The sequence below is a fragment of the Desulfitobacterium sp. genome (genome assembly GCF_982384815.1).
Window position 1 is genome coordinate 1 of record NZ_CEVWNY010000091.1, and the last position, 12,321, is coordinate 12,321.

The window sequence follows — 12,321 nt, forward strand, 5'->3', positions numbered from 1 at the left end:
CTATTAGTGTGGAAGGTGTGCCTGTTGTTGGAGCTACACTAGTAGCTAAAGTAACACCGGATAAGGCAACAGTTGATTATCAGTGGATGAGGGCTGATGCTAAAGATGGTGCATATGAAAATATTCCCGAAGCAACAGAAAAGACTTATGAACTTGTTGCTGATGATGAAGGTAAGTTGATTAAGGTAAAAGTAACAGGAACAGGTAGATATAAAGGTACGGTGACAAGTGATCCTATTGGGTCAATACTATCAGTGGATATAGTGGAGAGTATGATCACTGCTTTACTGGAAGCGCCAACAATAGAAGCCCCAGAAGTACCTGATGTGGTAAACAAGACAAGAGGGGCTCTTGAAAAGGATGGGAAACTAGGAAACCTGGATGCTATCTATAACTATCTTGAATACCTGGAAAATGCCGAGGCGGTAGCGGAAGCAAAGGGGGCCCTTGAGTCATTAACTGCAGAGGGACAAGCATTGGTGGATGAGAACCTAAAGACCAAGTTGGAAGCGGCTGTAGGGAAAATCGATGAACTGAAGAACTTTGTAATATCAAACACCACTGTAGGTGTCGGAACGTACAAGGAAGATTACTCAGGGCTAACCGAAGGAGCAAAGGGCAGGATTATGGTTACCCCGGTATGGCCATTTTACCTAGCTGATGGATTGAATAGTTCCAAAGGGTTGACTAGCTTAGACTGTCTCTCCATAATAACGAGAATGAAATTGTAAGAAACACAGCTAATTTTGAAAAACTGACCTTTAGCAAAACCAGCAATTGGCCGACTCGTACCTCAGGTTCATTTGATCTAGGTGTTGCAAGGCCGAGCAGTAGCGGCAGCTGGGACAATGGATTTTATGAACTTAGTGGTGACGAAGTAACCCCGGCGGATTTACCGAATAAAGTGGTAGTTGAATTTACCTATAAAGGTGTATTGTTTGTAATAGAGAAAGAAGTAGAATTTATCCCTGATATGTTTATAGCAGGTGCTATTCAGGCAACACCGGACACAATCCAGTCGGAACTTGACAAAGCAGAAGACGGCGCCACTATAATTTTGAATCCTGGTGAATATGGCACGCTTTACCTTCGTCAGAGCGAGCTCAGCAGAAGTGTTGATGTGACTAACTGGGCGGGCGATGGAGATGTAGAGAGATATCGTGCGATTAATAACCTCTCCATTATAGGCACTGCTGGTGCCAAGGTTGACCAGATCACCGTTGAAGCGCAGCTCTACGTTCCGGGTTCTGGACACTCCAATGATGATGATAATCATCTTAGTAGTTATATTTCAATTAGTAATCTGACCATTAAGGATATTGAATTTACTGGCAACAAGCCTGTTGCAGTCAACTTGCAGAGTATTTGGAGTCATTCCAGCGTGAATGGTTTGACTATCGATGGTTGTACTTTGACTGGTCAGGCTGCCGATAAGACTGCAGAGACAAGCTTCCTGCTCCGTGCTGACGGCGATACTTCTGCGGAGATCAAGGACAAGAGCACTAATGAGCTGATTATGACTACTGGCAGAAGCAATCTGACAGTGAAGAACTGCACTGTTGATAACGTCTGGATGCCCATTAACATCACCGAGTGGAATATGATAACCATCAGCGATAACAATTTCTCCAACTCCGGCAGAAATGATATTTTGGTGACTGGTCCCTCTACTGATTTGGTCAGCATCACAGGTAATACCCTTGATCGAGCCGGTGAGCGTTCAATCCGTTTGAATAAACTATCTGGTGAAGTTATTATTACTGGTAACACCATAACAAACTGCAAGGGTCGCGATGATGGAAGTCTGATGCGTTTCAGTGCTGCAGGCGATAGTACTACAGTTTATCTGTCCGGTAACAGCTGGAATGGAGATACTGACGAGCAAGCTAATACCGCTAATAAGCTTATTATTGATCCACCCGCTGTGGTAACGGTAGGAGATGCTTGATTGGTTCTACTGATGTATTAGAGGGACGGTTTGAGGTTCTGTTGTGTTGTAAGTCGACCCTCTAAGCCGTTGCAGTAAAGAACCCAAACAAGCCCCGTGGGAAAGCAAGCAATTAAGAGCTCTCTCACGGGGCTTTTTGTGGTATACAGGCGGCAAGGTTTGGTGGGGGGACGGCCGATTCTGCAGTTAAAATCCTCGAACAAGTGGGGGCATTGCTATCAACAGCGGATGGGCTGATGGGCGAGGCTGGGTGGGACACCACAAACACTTCTTTATCCGACTCATCAGCCAGCATTAACCTTCCGAAACAGTGGATGCCTTACGAGGTATTTCGTTTCTATAAGAAAGAGGATTTCCCCAACCTACTTCTTTTCGTTTGTGTTCTGCTGGATGCACAGGATGACTACGAAACCGTATTCGACCAATCTCTTATAACAGCAGGGTGCTTTGACTATGGCCAAAATAGAACAGTAGACAAATGGGAGTATTTTAGTGGGGGAATTGCTTACAGATTAATCCACGGCTATTCCCGAATGAGTTAGGCTTCCCCAACCTTGAAATTTGGATGTTCATGGAGGTTATTTTGTGCCAACATCCCTATACAGTTTCATTAGATCCTATACGCCAAGGCCCAACAAAGACTCACAGGAGGACTTTTTTACGCAGTATTTGGCTGGACAGTAACCAATGTCGATGGGCTTAAATAAGAATTTTTGCAGATACTTAATCAAAAAGTTGGATGAAATTATTCTTTCCGAAGATGAAGAAATCGGTGTTGAGACACAACATGTATTTATTGAGTGGGGTAAAATGCAATGGTACAAGGATTTTGATGTGGTTCCAGCCATGGTCATCGGCAATATTCCCATCGTGTATTTTCTCAATAATAGCATGTTATAGACAAACAAGCCCCAAGGTAGTATAATAAGCATACAATAAGGATATATTATTGCTATCAAGAGAGGCGATTTGCATGATGAATATAAAGCCGTCTGCGGAAATCCGCAAAAACTACATTGAATTTTCCAAGCTGTGCAAGCGGTCAGGGGAACCGGTTTATCTTACAAAAAACGGCGAGGGCGATCTCGTAGTCATGGATATAGAGGCTTTTGCAAGAAGGGAAAGCATGCTTCGGCTGCGGGAAAATTTGATTGCTGCGGAGGAGGGCAGGCTGAACGAAAAACCCGGTCATTCTATTGATGAGGTTTCTGCTATGATGAAAACTGTCATCCGGGAGGTGCTGGATGGACAGCGAAAATAAACGGCACACCGTAGTTATTTCCGATGAGGCCACGCAAATGCTGATATCCCATGCGCGGTTTCTGGCACGGGTCAGTGAATCTGTAGCCATGCGGTTAATTGATTCCTTTCAGGAAAAGGCAAAGTCGCTGGAACAGTTTCCTGAAAGGAATCCATGGCTGACTGATCCGCTGATTCCAGCAGGAAAATACCGAAAGCTCTTGCTAGAAAAACGGTATCTACTGGTTTATCAGATCAAGGAAAGTAACGTATATACGGACGCAGTCGTAGATACCCGTCAGGACTATGGCTGGCTATTGTAGGCTCGATAATCAAATCGGGGAAAAGGTGCCAGGCCCTCAATAATCAGTAAGGGTGAAGAAGAAATTAGCTAGGACTCAATCATGGCGAGCAAAGGCAAGGGCTTGTCGGTCCATTTTCCTCAGGGCAATTTTTGCTTTTTTGGGGTAACAATACGGAGCTGTCTCCTTTGCCTATTCTGAACAAATAGGACGGCCCCTCCTACATATGCCTTATTTCACCTTCAATACCTCGCTGCTTGATAGCTCCGAAGGCGGCATTTTAGCAGTGGGAATTACAATAGTTGTGCGAGTGCCTATATCTATTCTACTCCAAACTTCAAAGTAGCCTCCATGGCGTTCTATGATCCATTTGGCAATCGAAAGACCCAGGCCCGAACCTCCCGTTTTTCTTGCCCTGGATTCATCCGAACGATAAAAACGTTCAAAGATATCTGCCAACTCTTCCGGTGCTATTCCTATACCGTTATCCTGCACAGTTATACGAACAGAGTCTTCTTCATTAACAATTCTAATAACAATTCTCTCTCCTGTGGGTGTATACTTAATGCTATTATCCACAAGGATGCGAACAACTTGCTTAAAAAGCTGTTTATCAGCATAAATATAAGCGGGCCTGTTTAAATCCATTTCAAAATTATGATTTGGATCAATCATTTGTGTTTTACAGACTATCTCATCTACTATGTCGCAAGCGTCAAAATACTGTTTGTGAAGCTTTATGGTTTCATTATCGCCGCGCGCAAGAAAAAGAAGCTGCTCCACTAACTCCTTCATACTTTTTGTCTCACTCTTAATTGCATCAATAGCTTCTTGCATGGTTTTCTCATCTTTTTTACCCCAACGATCCAGGAGATTTACATATCCTTGTATAACAGATATTGGTGTACGCAGCTCATGGGATGCATCTGAAACAAATCTCAGCTGTGATTGATAAGAAGCATTAATACGATTTAGCATACCATTTATAGCCGACGCCAAGTCTTTGAGCTCATTTTGGGAACCGTCCACCGATAGGCGCCTGTCAAGCCTACTTGCATCAATATCGCTAATAGCACCGGCTAGATCTTTGATATCTGTATCCTCTGCCATAGAACGCCTATAAAATACTTCATCATTAAGTTGCCTGGTGGTTTCTGCCATCTCAGACAATGGTTTAAGAGTAATCCGAATCAATCTTGAACCCTTACCAACATTCCTTATTAAAATTAAAAGCTCAAATATAAAGACAATAAATAATAAAGATAATAGCAGCTTTAAATCAGCGCCCAAATCGTATACTATTTTGTATGGTATGCCATTAATAAAGAACGATATGTTATACTTTACTAAACCGATTTTTTCCCAAAAGCGCACAACTTTATGAGCCCCTGGCGCACTAATACTCCGTTTTGCCGCCGGGGCCTTTACCGGCAAATGCTTTTGTATGCTGCGGGGGAGCTGGACGCCCTTTGGCGATTCCTCCATAATCAAGACTTGATAGCTTCTGTTGATATCATGTATTGACTGTAGATTATCAGAAGTTAGGTTAATAGCTTCAATTATATCTTGTGCTCTTTCTTCTGCCTTCCACAAAGTAACAGATAGACTCATTAAAAAAACAAGGATATTAATTGCTAAAAATCCTGAAAACAACCTTCCGATCATTCCCATATTCAGTTTTATTACAAGGGATGAACGGATTTTATCAGCTATACTGGTGGAAGATGCACTTTTCGTATTACTCATCCTTTATCACGTACCCCACCCCACGAACAGTATGGATGAATTTTTGACCGAAGGGTTCCTCAATCTTTGCGCGAAGATATCTAATATAGACATCCACTGCATTTGTCTCGCCTGAGAAATCATAGCCCCATATATGTTCAAGCAAAGTTTCTCGATTTATAACTATATTTTTGTTCTCTAAAAGGTATTGTAGTAAATCGAACTCGCGTTTTGTTAAATCAAGGGTGTTATCCTTAACCCGAACTTCTCTTTTCATAGGATCAAGGCATAAAGCTCCCGCCACAAGTTTCGATGGTGCTTTCATTTCATTGCGTATCGCCTTTTTCCTAAGAGCCGCCCTTATTCGAGCGAGCAATTCCTCAATGGCAAAGGGCTTAGTAATATAATCATCGGCACCCCCATCAAGCCCAGTAACTTTATCTACCACAGCATCCCGAGCTGTAAGAAGTATGACGGGTATATTGGAGAATTGGCGAATCCTTCTAAGGACTTCAATGCCATTTAAACACGGCAGCATAATATCAAGCAATACCAGATCAAAGGGGCGGGTTTTTGCAAGTTCTAACCCGTCCCTCCCATTAAATGCCTTTTCGACTTCATAACCTTCAAACTCCAGCTCTAGCTCTATAAAACGTGCTATCCTTTCTTCATCTTCAATTATTAGGATTTTCCCCATTAGTTCTCCCATTTTTACAATCCCTAACTTCCTTTTTTATATTCTCAGCCGCTTGGGCAACTGAATCCAAGGCCTGATTAACATTGTCTTTACCCAAGTCGGGACCGGTAAACATATACCTGTACCCGAAGAAGAGTCCTATGATTATAATGGGAACTGTAATCCAGAACGTGAACAATAATAGAACTACCAGTACCGTCACCGGAATAGTTATTATATTTTCTCCGTCTTTTTTAACTTCAAAGCTGTTTTTATTGCCTTTGCTTATCATGGTCCCGCACCATCTCAAAAACTTACTCAGCAACTCTCCGGAAGAACTGCCATTTTCCTTCTTGAATTCCTCCCTAGACTTTCTCTCGCGGTAATCCTCTTCCGCCTTTTGCTGTGTACCTCTTGAATTGTAATAACCGCCTCCCTTGGGTGCAGGAATGCGATTTTGCTTTTCGAGGTTGATGATAGCTTCAAGAATATCCCCGTCTGTTTTCTCAAGCTCTGCCTTTGCTTCGTCATAGGAAAGGTTGGCTCGCTCGCGCAATTTTTCTACCTGCTCAAAAGTAACCATAAATATAGCCTCCTGTCATCTAATATGGCTTTATTATAGCAACACAAACTTTAAGGATAATTCAAGAAACATTAAAATTACATTAGAACTAACTTTACCAATCTATCTGTCAAATTTATAAACTAATATAATTATCTTACCATCTACTTGGTATGAGCACAACACGTTTTAACATCGGTTGACAGACATTGGAGTTTGGTATATACTAAGAATAATTTAATAATGCCTCACTTTTTCAAGTGAGGTAGAGGCGCGGTGTTTAATAGCCCTTAGCGGAGTTTGAGAAGGCAGTGATGCTAAGGAGAAGGAAATGCCGCCGAAGCAAATAGTATTCTCAGTATTATTTGCTGGGCCTGCAGTTAAGAACTGTAGGACTGTCTCGATAAACAATCCTGATTTATCGAGTTGTGCTATCTCATTGGGAAAAGGGGAGGATTTAGGTGTAAGTATAATATTACGACCTGAGTTCATCTCAGGTCGTTTTTTTTGTTATTCAAAATCAGCGACTTCAGCGATCAGTCTATGAGTTTGGTTGTGAAGCAAATATCTTAAAATAAACAAGGGAGAGATTAATTATGAGTAAAAAAATGTCGTTTTTATTAGCACTGTCTTTATCTGCAATGGTGCTATTTACCGGATGCGGTTCATCGGGCAGCACCCCAAAAGCGCCGGAAGAGATTAATGTCTTTAGAGTAGGTCTTGAAGCCGACTACCCGCCCTTTAACTGGACTCAAATCGACGATCAAAAGGCGGTGTCCCAATTGAAGGCGATGCGGAGTATGCAGGGGGATACGATGTGGAAATTGCTAAAAGAGTTGCCCAGGGTTTAGGAAGAGAATTAGTTATCGTAAAAACCGAATGGGGCGGCCTGCTCCCGGCATTAGAATCAGGTAAAATCGATGCCATTATCGCGGGTATGTCGCCGACAGACGAACGCAAGGAGACCATCGACTTTTCGGACAACTACTATAAATCAGATCTAGTGATGGTGGTGAAAAGGGGAGGCCAATGCGAGGGAGCATCTTCAATCCAAGATTTTAAAGGAGCTAAAGTAACTGCGCAATTGAGCACCTTCCATTATACGGTCATTGAGCAAATTGACGGTGTAATTAAAGAGCCCCCCATGGATAATTTCTCGGCGATGAGAGTCGCCCTAGAAGCACAGATGATCGACGGATATGTCTCGGAACGCCCCGAAGCCGTTAGTGCCACCTCGGCAAATGAAAGTTTTGCCATGGTAGAGTTTAGCGATGGTTTTGAGACATCGGACGATGATACGGCCATCGCCATAGGCCTCAAAAAAGGCAGCAAATTGAGAGAACAAATTAATGAAATATTGTCGGGCATTTCGGAAGAAGAGCGCAATGAAATCATGGACTCCGCTATTAAAAATCAACCCGTCGTTGAATAAAAAAGCAGACCAGCTGCGCCCCGGCGCAGTTGGTCTGCAAATCTCAAAGGGGGGAGAATGTTATGACCTATGAATGGTTAGTAAAAATTGTATTAAACTATTGGCCGATGTTTTTGCGCGGGGCACAAATGACATTTGTTATCTCCATCATCAGCACGATTTTAGGGTCTATTATCGGGATATCCATAGGAGTTGTCCGAAGTATTCCAATGCCTGAACGGCGGACTAAAAGAATATTTGTCAAGTTCATCAATACCATTCTTTCTTTTTACATAGAGTTTTTCCGAGGGACTCCCATGATCGTGCAAGCCATGGTAATTTATTACGGTTCCGCTCTGGCCTTCAATTGGCACATGAATCGCCTTTTTGCGGCGATCTTCATAGTCTCCATCAACACCGGTGCTTACATGGCGGAAATTGTTAGAGGGGGCATCGCCTCTATAGATAAAGGACAGTTCGAAGCTGCCCACGCCGTAGGTATGAATCACCTCCAAACTATGGTAAACGTAGTACTGCCCCAAGTAATTCGCAATATATTGCCCGCCACCGGCAATGAATTCGTAATCAACATTAAAGACACCTCGGTGCTCAATGTAATTTCTGTAAATGAACTGTATTTTCAAAGCAAATCCATTGTGGGGCACAATTATAGATATTTTGAAACATTTTTTGTCGCCAGCATTATTTATTTTGTTATGACTTATACTGTGACGCGGATTCTTCGTTATATCGAAAAGAGACTAGACGGACCGGAGAGTTACGATATTATTGACAATTCAATGCCGGGGGAAGGCCTCAAAGATGCTCTATTTAAGACAGCATAGGCATTTAATTCGGCGAGGAGGTGGACACGAATATGGATAAAGCAATTGACATTCGACATTTAAGCAAATCCTTTGGCACTAACGAAGTCTTGAAGGATATCAATTTCTCGGTAAATAAAGGAGAAGTAGTTTGCATCATAGGTTCCTCGGGATCCGGAAAATCTACTCTCCTTCGATGCGTGAATCTTTTAGAAAAACCCAGCGGCGGTCAAATCGTTTATGACGGCAAAAATATATTAGATGATAAGCACGATATCTATGCCTATCGAAGGAAACTCGGCATGGTCTTCCAGCAATTTAATTTATTCAACAACCACGATGTTTTAAACAACTGTGTGGTGGGCCAAACCAAGGTTTTAAGGCGTTCAAGAGAAGAAGCGGTAAAAGTCGCGATGAAATACTTACAAGTGGTGGGAATGGATCAATATGTCCACGCCAAACCAAAGCAATTATCCGGCGGACAAAAACAAAGAATGGCCATCGCCAGGGCGCTCTCCATGGAACCAGATGTGATGTTGTTTGACGAACCCACCTCATCTCTCGATCCCGAGATGGTGGGGGAGGTGCTCATAGTCATGAGACAACTTGCCGAAACCGGCCTTACTATGTTAATAGTGACCCACGAAATGGGATTTGCTAAGGAGGTATCTGATCGCGTGGTCTTTATGGATAATGGAGTTATCGCAGAAGAAGGAAGTCCGGAGCAAATCTTTAACAATCCCAAGCAAAAACGCACTAAAGAATTCCTAAAGCGCATCTAAAGGCGCCAGGCATATTGATATTCATTGAAATGTGGAAGGAAGATTTGGATAAATCAACATCATGGTAAGATAAACTAAGTTTTTGCCAACCCAGATCCTTTGACTTTAAACACACTTTAGTATATAATTTTTACAAAAGAATACTCCGTTTCAGGTGCCCATGGAAATGGGAGAATAGGGAATTTGGGTGAAAGTCCCAAACGGGCCCGCCACTGTAATGGTTAGTTTTATGCTACTCGAGCCACTCTAGATTGGGGGAAGGCAGCATAAGGATGATGAACCTAAGTCAGGAGACCTGCCTGGAATAGATATATCGTCTTCGCGCGACAAAAGGCGAGTATTACATGGGGATGATGGAAAGTCCACACTGTTATTTGGTGTGGGCTTTTTTGTTTGCTAATTTCTTTTAAGGGAGGAGATCTTTTGAAAGCAGCAGTTTTACACGGCAGGGAATCATTGGCAATCCAAGAAGTCGAAACCCCCAACTGCGACGTTGGCGAGGTGTTAATTCGGGTAAAATCCTGCGGTATCTGCAAAACCGATGTGAAATGCTATATGAAGGGGCAATACGATCTTCAACTGCCTCGTATCCTGGGTCATGAGATAACGGGGGTCATTGAGGCGGTGGGGGAGGGGGTGGAGGATTTTAAGAAGGGGGATCGGGTCCAGGTATTCCCCGGCATCCCCTGTGGGGAATGCGAGTTTTGCAAACAGGGCATGGACAATTTGTGTGATGACATAAAAATCATGGGCTTTAACTATGATGGAGGTTTTGCCGAATACGTATTAGTTCCGCGTCAAGGGGTGGAAAATGGCATTCTAAACCCGATTCCGGAGGGCATCACCTTTGAGGAGGCTTCCATGGCGGAACCCTTGGGTTGCAGCGTCAACATGCAGGAAAAGCTTGAGGTGGGTCCCGGAAACTCCGTGATCATCTTTGGTGCCGGCCGATTGGGAATATTAAACGGTAAACTGGCAAAATCCCGCGGGGCTGCCAATGTAATCTTGGTGGAGACCAATGATAACCGACTGTCCATGGCCAGGACCTACGAATTTGATTACCTTCTAAATCCCACCCGGCAAGAGGTGCAACAGGAGATTATGAGGATCACCGGCGGACGAGGTGCAGATGTGGTCATTCCCTGCTGCCCGGGATACGATGCCATGGATCTTTCCCTCCGCGTCTTGGCTAAAAAAGGCCGTTTAGGTTTTTTCAGCGGCTTGGTGGCAGAGGAAGGCGATGGGCCTTTGCCCTTAAACTTAATCCATTATAAGGAAATCACTGTCCTTGGCTCCTATGGCTGTACCCTAGGCAGCACCAAAGAAGCCATGAGATTAATTTCCGATGGGAGTATCAAAGTTAAAGATATGATTACCCATAGAATTGTCCTCGAAGAGGTGGAAGAAGCCTTGAAAATGGTCAGAGATCTCAAGGGGCTTTCTATTTGTTTAAACTACTGATCAAAAAAATATTATCAGGGAGGAATTATCATGACCGATTCAAAATCCTTTGCGACAGGCTTGACAAAGCTCATCAACAAACAGGATCTTTCAAGAGAAGAAGCTACGGAAATGTTTAAGAGGGTATTAAATAATGAGGAGACAGATATGCACCAGGGAGCTTTTTTAGCTGCCCTGGCGGCCAAAGGCGAGACCACGGAAGAAATTGCCGCGGCTTGGGAAGCTATTTATGAACTCGACACTGTCAAAGTTACTCCCCGGACAGCTTCGCCCTTGGTGGAAAACTGTGGAACGGGGATGGACAGTGTAAAGACCTTCAACATAAGCACAGGGGCCTCGGTGATTGCCGCCGCGGCAGGGGTTAACATGGCAAAGCACGGGGCCAGGGCCATTACTTCCAAATGCGGCACCATAGATGTTTTAGAAGAATTGGGGGTAGATGTAGAATGTGACCCAGAAGTCGTCCACCGGAGCATCGAAAATGCAGGTATCGGCATCTTCAACGGCATGAGCCCCAAGGTCCATCCTAGGGCCCTAGGAAGAATCTTGTCCCAAATTTCCTTTGGCTCGATTTTAAACATTTCGGCATCCCTGGCGAATCCCGCCCTGCCTAAATACGCGGTTCGGGGTGTCTATTCCAGAGAACTGCTTAAATCCGCTCCCGAGGTCATGCGAGAGATAGGCTTCAAGAGGGCACTCATTGTCCATGGTCTAGCTGAAGATGGAATCAGTGGAATGGACGAAGCCTCTACATTAAACGAAACTCTGGTGGCGGAACTCAAAGTTGATGGCAGTATTGAACACTATTCATTTTTCCCGGAGGATATAGGTATCCGCCGAGCCGATAGAGAGGATTTGCTTACCTTTGACAATGTCGCCGAAGGAGCCGTGGGACTGCTGAAAATACTAAAGGGCGAAGATGATGGTCCGAAATCCGATGTAGTATGCCTTAATTCGGCGTTGATCCTATATTTAATGGATATTGCCACCACCATTAAAGAGGGTTATGAGCAGTCAAAGAATATCATAGCTTCGGGACAGGCTTTAGACAAGCTTAAAGCATGGGTTTCACATCAAAATACACAACCAGAGTTAGGCTTACGAAGACTGGAGGGCTTGTTAGCGCTGTAGGTTGTCGAATGAACCAATTTCCAGGAGGTCAGTAAAATGTATGAGATGTTTGCCATCAAGTGCAATGAAGGTTACTTGCGGATTGTCAGCGATAAAGAAGTGGCCTGTGTAGCTATAACCAAGGCATCGGTGTTTGGCGCGGAGGGCATGGAAAGAGCTACAAAGGCCATGGAAGTTGGAAAACTCATGGGCTTAACCGACCTTAGAATAGTAACTCTGCAGGTCATTGAAAAGGATCCTAGCTCTTAGCATCAACACAT

General features: G+C 43.7%; 13 protein-coding genes, 2 pseudogenes and 2 riboswitches. Of the genes and pseudogenes, 12 read left to right on the plus strand and 3 right to left on the minus strand.

Annotated elements, in window-relative coordinates; genetic code table 11:
- From AC1U9U_RS12290 to AC1U9U_RS12315, 6 genes and pseudogenes are all read left to right on the plus strand, one after another.
- Positions 1–731: pseudogene (locus AC1U9U_RS12290) on the plus strand (hypothetical protein); the annotation flags it as partial.
- A 173-nt stretch (positions 732–904) separates the two neighbouring features.
- A complete protein-coding gene (locus AC1U9U_RS12295) occupies positions 905–1,948 on the plus strand; it encodes a right-handed parallel beta-helix repeat-containing protein (RefSeq protein WP_479960856.1) in 1,044 nt (347 codons plus the stop codon).
- Positions 1,949–2,160: 212 nt separating this feature from the next.
- Positions 2,161–2,490 carry a hypothetical protein gene (locus tag AC1U9U_RS12300; protein ID WP_479960857.1) on the plus strand — a complete coding sequence of 110 codons (330 nt, stop codon included), beginning with the start codon at positions 2,161–2,163 and terminating at the stop codon, positions 2,488–2,490.
- Between the two features lie 145 nt (positions 2,491–2,635).
- Positions 2,636–2,848: a hypothetical protein gene (locus tag AC1U9U_RS12305; protein WP_479960858.1), complete on the plus strand. Its 213-nt coding sequence runs from the start codon at positions 2,636–2,638 to the stop codon at positions 2,846–2,848.
- A gap of 76 nt (positions 2,849–2,924) precedes the next feature.
- Positions 2,925–3,209, plus strand: a complete 285-nt coding sequence (locus AC1U9U_RS12310; RefSeq protein ID WP_479960868.1) for a type II toxin-antitoxin system prevent-host-death family antitoxin — start codon at positions 2,925–2,927, stop codon at positions 3,207–3,209.
- A complete protein-coding gene (locus AC1U9U_RS12315; RefSeq protein ID WP_479960859.1) occupies positions 3,193–3,510 on the plus strand; it encodes a type II toxin-antitoxin system RelE/ParE family toxin in 318 nt (105 codons plus the stop codon). The genes AC1U9U_RS12310 and AC1U9U_RS12315 overlap by 17 nt, the downstream gene beginning before the upstream one ends.
- Positions 3,511–3,720: 210 nt before the next feature.
- On the opposite strand, the gene AC1U9U_RS12320 is transcribed toward AC1U9U_RS12315, so the two are convergent.
- Genes AC1U9U_RS12320 through AC1U9U_RS12330 form a run of 3 tightly spaced genes read right to left on the minus strand, consistent with a single transcriptional unit; the run spans position 3,721 to position 6,473 of the window.
- The gene (locus AC1U9U_RS12320) at positions 3,721–5,235 is read right to left on the minus strand and encodes a sensor histidine kinase (RefSeq protein ID WP_479960860.1); all 1,515 of its coding nucleotides are present in this window, start codon (positions 5,233–5,235) and stop codon (positions 3,721–3,723) included.
- Positions 5,228–5,923, minus strand: coding sequence for a response regulator transcription factor (locus AC1U9U_RS12325; RefSeq protein WP_479960861.1), 696 nt, complete (start codon positions 5,921–5,923; stop codon positions 5,228–5,230). The genes AC1U9U_RS12320 and AC1U9U_RS12325 overlap by 8 nt, the downstream gene beginning before the upstream one ends.
- Positions 5,889–6,473: a DUF4342 domain-containing protein gene (locus AC1U9U_RS12330; RefSeq protein ID WP_479960862.1), complete on the minus strand. Its 585-nt coding sequence runs from the start codon at positions 6,471–6,473 to the stop codon at positions 5,889–5,891. Before AC1U9U_RS12330 ends, AC1U9U_RS12325 begins: the two co-directional genes overlap by 35 nt.
- A gap of 237 nt (positions 6,474–6,710) precedes the next feature.
- Positions 6,711–6,894, plus strand: a riboswitch (Lysine riboswitch).
- Between the two features lie 154 nt (positions 6,895–7,048).
- On the opposite strand from AC1U9U_RS12330, the pseudogene AC1U9U_RS12335 reads away from it, so the two are divergent.
- From AC1U9U_RS12335 to AC1U9U_RS12360, 6 genes and pseudogenes are all read left to right on the plus strand, one after another.
- Positions 7,049–7,884: pseudogene (locus AC1U9U_RS12335) on the plus strand (transporter substrate-binding domain-containing protein).
- A 62-nt stretch (positions 7,885–7,946) separates the two neighbouring features.
- Complete coding sequence (locus AC1U9U_RS12340; RefSeq protein WP_479960863.1) at positions 7,947–8,708, plus strand: amino acid ABC transporter permease; 762 nt, start codon at positions 7,947–7,949, stop codon at positions 8,706–8,708.
- A 32-nt stretch (positions 8,709–8,740) separates the two neighbouring features.
- The gene (locus AC1U9U_RS12345) at positions 8,741–9,469 is read left to right on the plus strand and encodes an amino acid ABC transporter ATP-binding protein (RefSeq protein WP_479960864.1); all 729 of its coding nucleotides are present in this window, start codon (positions 8,741–8,743) and stop codon (positions 9,467–9,469) included.
- Positions 9,470–9,604: 135 nt separating this feature from the next.
- Positions 9,605–9,786: riboswitch (cobalamin riboswitch) on the plus strand.
- Positions 9,787–9,892: 106 nt separating this feature from the next.
- Positions 9,893–10,930, plus strand: a complete 1,038-nt coding sequence (locus tag AC1U9U_RS12350) for a zinc-dependent dehydrogenase (protein WP_479960865.1) — start codon at positions 9,893–9,895, stop codon at positions 10,928–10,930.
- A gap of 30 nt (positions 10,931–10,960) precedes the next feature.
- Complete coding sequence (gene trpD, locus AC1U9U_RS12355; RefSeq protein WP_479960866.1) at positions 10,961–12,061, plus strand: anthranilate phosphoribosyltransferase; 1,101 nt, start codon at positions 10,961–10,963, stop codon at positions 12,059–12,061.
- A 36-nt stretch (positions 12,062–12,097) separates the two neighbouring features.
- Positions 12,098–12,310 carry a hypothetical protein gene (locus AC1U9U_RS12360; RefSeq protein WP_479960867.1) on the plus strand — a complete coding sequence of 71 codons (213 nt, stop codon included), beginning with the start codon at positions 12,098–12,100 and terminating at the stop codon, positions 12,308–12,310.
- The last annotated feature ends 11 nt before the right edge of the window (positions 12,311–12,321 follow it).